The organism is Clostridium sp. CAG:43 (assembly GCF_000434655.1).
Taxonomy (GTDB): Bacteria; Bacillota; Clostridia; order Lachnospirales; family Lachnospiraceae; genus Otoolea; species Otoolea fessa.
Window position 1 is genome coordinate 10,226 of the sequence record NZ_FR895084.1, and the last position, 3,153, is coordinate 13,378.

The window sequence follows — 3,153 nt, forward strand, 5'->3', positions numbered from 1 at the left end:
TCTGGCACAATTTGTCTGGGAGATCGACTGGAGCGGAAACCGGCGTTATACCGAAAGTGAGCTGAATCATTACCTCCAGACGCTGCAGATTGAAGAGGGAATTCCCAAGAAGCGGATTTCCTGTGCGAGGCTGGAGGAAGAACTGCGGGAGTCATTTGAAGATATCACCTGGGTGTCGGTGCGCCTGCATGGGACGCGCCTTTTCATCCGCCTGCGGGAGAGCGAGGTTCCGGTCCGTCAGGAAGTGGAGTCCGCCGAGGCGTGCGATCTGGCGGCGGTATCAGACGCGCGGATCACGTCGGTAGTCGTCCGGAGCGGAATCCCACTTGTGCAGGCGGGAGATACGGTGGAAAAGGGGCAGCTTCTGGTGTCGGGAACGGTGCCGATCACAGATGATGGAGGCGAAGAAATTTCCTCTTACCGGGTGCGGGCGGATGCGGATATATATGGGATCCGGGAGCGGGTCGGGAGAAAGGAGCTTCCGCTCTGGAGGGAAATGCGGACGGAAACGGGAAAGAAACGATACGGAATTGCTTTGGAAGCAGGAACACACACATTTTACTGGAAAATTCCAGAACTTTATGACATGATAGAACATACATTCGATATGGCGGAGCAGTGGGGCTTTTTCAGACGAAGCAGGCGGATGAAACCTGCCTGGACGATCCGGACGGAGTACCGGAAATTGCGGCTCCCGCTTGATTTTTATCTGCCGCTTTCTGTCGGGTGGAGTGAGTACCGGGAGACGTCTGTCTGCGAAAAAAGGTATACAGAACCAGAGCTTGCGGCGCTGTCAGCGACATTTCAAAAGGAGACGGAAGAAAAATTGATCGAAAAAGGTGTACATATTATGGCAAGTGATGGTAGAATACTAATAAATGGCGGAGTCTGCCATTTTGAGGTACGGCTTCAGACGGAGGAGCCGATTCAAGTTGTGACACAAGGAGAACAGCAAAGGAATGAGCATAATAGAGACAATGATTGATATTCCGATGGAACATGAGCGGAATGTATGCGGACAGTTTGACGCGTATCTGAAAAAGATTGAGCGGACGCTGCACGTGACGATGATCACACGCGACGGCGCGCTGAAAATCATCGGTCCGGAGCAGACGATCCGGCAGGCGAAGAGTGTGTTCAACAATCTGTTAGAGCTTTCCAAGCGCGGCAATACCATTACCGAGCAGAATGTTGATTACGCCCTGTCGCTGTCCTTCACGGAGAAGGACGATCAGATTCTCGAGATCGATAAGGATATCATCTGCCGGACGATCACGGGCAAGCCGGTCAAACCGAAAACGATGGGACAGAAACAGTACGTGGATCTGATCCGCAAGAAGATGATTGTATTTGGCATCGGTCCGGCGGGTACCGGAAAAACGTATCTGGCGATGTCGATGGCGATACAGGCATTTAAGAGTGGCGAGGTAAGCCGGATCATCCTGACGCGTCCGGCGATCGAGGCGGGGGAAAAACTGGGTTTTCTGCCGGGCGATCTGCAGAGCAAGATCGATCCGTACCTGCGTCCGCTTTACGATGCGCTGTATCAGATTATGGGGGCAGAAAGTTACCTGCACAATTCTGAGAAGGGCTTGATTGAGGTGGCGCCGCTTGCGTACATGCGTGGTCGTACCCTGGATAATGCGTTCATCATTCTCGATGAGGCGCAGAATACGACCCCGGCACAGATGAAGATGTTCCTGACACGTATCGGCTTTGGTTCCAAGGTGATCGTGACGGGCGATCAGTCGCAAAAGGATCTGCCTGCCGGAGCTGCGTCCGGACTGGATACGGCGATTCATGTACTCAAGAAAATTGACGATATTGGTTTCTGCTATCTGACCAGCAGCGACGTAGTCCGCCATCCGCTGGTACAGAAGATCGTAGAGGCATACGATGCGTATGAGAAAAAAGATGCGGATGCGTCCCGCGGTTTCCGGAGAAATAGTTCCGGGACGCGTGACCGGAAAGATGGAGGAAGAAAGAACAGATGACAATCCAGATAGAATATGAAGCAGAGCGGGAGTGGGAGATAGATTACCGTCCGATCATCGAGGAGATCGTGGTTGCGGCACTCGATTATGAAAAATGCCCGTATGAGGCGGAGGTCAATGTAGTCCTGACAAATGATGAGGAGATTCATCGTATTAATAAGGAATTCCGAGGAATCGACCGGGCAACCGACGTCCTCTCTTTTCCGATGGGTGATTACGATGTGCCGTCCGATTTTGAACGGTTGGAAGAGCAGTCAGAGGACTATTTTAACCCGGAAACGGGCGAACTTCTTCTGGGCGATATCGTGATCTCGATCGATAAGGTAGACGAGCAGGCGGAGAAATACGGTCATTCTAAGGAGCGCGAACTGGCGTTCCTGGTGGCACACAGTATGCTGCACCTGTGCGGTTACGATCATATGGAAGATGACGAACGCCTTGTGATGGAGAAAAAACAGGAGGAAATCCTGGCTGGCAAAGGGTATACGCGCTAAAAGCAGGGAAAAGAACCGGAGGGAAAGGGGAGAGCCCATTCGGGAAATGAGGCATATGGGGATGTGATGGGGGAAGTATGGAATGAAAAAAAACAGTTGGAAAATAAGGGCACTGGCACTGACTCTGATGGCAGTCTGCTGGCTGTCAGGCTGTTCGGCTCACAAAGAAATATCGGTAACGGCAGCAGAGACACAGGAGGAGACACGTGAGCTGTCCTTAAATACAGAGACGGAGGCCGAAACGCAGCCGGAAGCAGAGCCGGAGGAACGCTGCGAAAAAGACGGGAAGATACAGAGTTATCTGACCGGGGAATGGACGGATGTCGCAAAGGCGAACCGCCGTCCGCTCGCAATCATGATGAGCAATGACAAGGCGGCGCTTCCGCAGTATGGCATCAACCATGCCGGAGTGGTCTATGAGGCACCAGTGGAAGGCAGCATGAACCGCTATATGGCACTGATAGAGGACTATGACGATCTGGATCGGATCGGTTCCGTCCGGAGCTGCCGCCCATACTATACTTTTTTTGCAAGGGAATTTGAGGCGGTCTATGCACATTATGGGCAGAATACGTTTGCACTTCCGTATCTGGAGCAGATGGAACATTTAGATGGAATCAAAGGCAATGGGGCATCTGCGTATTTCCGGACCAAGGATCGGAAGA

General features: G+C 52.3%; 4 protein-coding genes. All 4 read left to right on the forward strand.

Annotated features, from left to right (window positions below; translation table 11 throughout):
* A partial coding sequence (locus tag QVO97_RS06850) for a sporulation protein YqfD (RefSeq protein ID WP_288189237.1) occupies positions 1-985 on the forward strand: 985 nt, incomplete at its 5' end.
* The gene (locus QVO97_RS06855) at positions 960-1,994 is read left to right on the forward strand and encodes a PhoH family protein (RefSeq protein WP_022359624.1); all 1,035 of its coding nucleotides are present in this window, start codon (positions 960-962) and stop codon (positions 1,992-1,994) included. The genes QVO97_RS06850 and QVO97_RS06855, both read left to right, overlap by 26 nt.
* Positions 1,991-2,488: an rRNA maturation RNase YbeY gene (ybeY, locus tag QVO97_RS06860; protein WP_022359625.1), complete on the forward strand. Its 498-nt coding sequence runs from the start codon at positions 1,991-1,993 to the stop codon at positions 2,486-2,488. Before QVO97_RS06855 ends, ybeY begins: the two co-directional genes overlap by 4 nt.
* 82 nt (positions 2,489-2,570) lie before the next feature.
* A partial coding sequence (locus tag QVO97_RS06865) for a DUF3048 N-terminal domain-containing protein (RefSeq protein ID WP_288189243.1) occupies positions 2,571-3,153 on the forward strand: 583 nt, incomplete at its 3' end.

Excerpts from the sequence above, each read along its gene's own strand:
- ybeY (WP_022359625.1), top strand. The coding sequence starts at position 1,991 with ATGACAATCCAGATAGAATATGAAGCAGAGCGGGAGTGGGAGATAGAT.
- QVO97_RS06855 (WP_022359624.1), top strand. The coding sequence starts at position 960 with ATGAGCATAATAGAGACAATGATTGATATTCCGATGGAACATGAGCGG.